The organism is Falsihalocynthiibacter sp. S25ZX9 (assembly GCF_041205405.1).
Classification (GTDB): Bacteria; Pseudomonadota; Alphaproteobacteria; order Rhodobacterales; family Rhodobacteraceae; genus Falsihalocynthiibacter; species Falsihalocynthiibacter arcticus.
This window is the reverse complement of sequence record NZ_JBGFCD010000177.1, coordinates 1-318: the sequence shown is the minus strand read 5'-3', so window position 1 is coordinate 318 and position 318 is coordinate 1. Positions and strand designations below refer to the sequence as shown.

Annotated in this window: 1 pseudogene; it reads left to right on the top strand. The window is 49.1% G+C overall.

The features are described 5' to 3' along the window. Window positions 1-179 precede the first annotated feature (179 nt). Window positions 180-318: pseudogene (locus AB9F29_RS21790) on the top strand (IS6 family transposase); the annotation flags it as partial.

Sequence of the window (318 nt, the reverse complement as noted above, 5' to 3'; positions counted from 1 at the left end):
CTGCTTGCAGCGATGAGAGGGGCTGTGAGGGTCGCATGAAAAGATATCGATCTCCGTCGCCAAAGTGAATGTCTTGTACCCCGCCATCTCTGATCCGTGATTCCAAGTCAGTGAGCGATAAGGCACTGTCAGAGGAAACTGACTTGAGCGGCGCAAAGCAACGAATTAACTTTTTGCATATGAAAAAACGCTCTCCCTTTCGCTACTTCAAAACCAGTCCTGAGATTATTCGCCTAGCGGTGATGCTCTATGTCCGATTTCCTCTCTCACTTCGAAACGTAGAAGACTTACTGCACGAACGAGGGATCGATGTCAGCC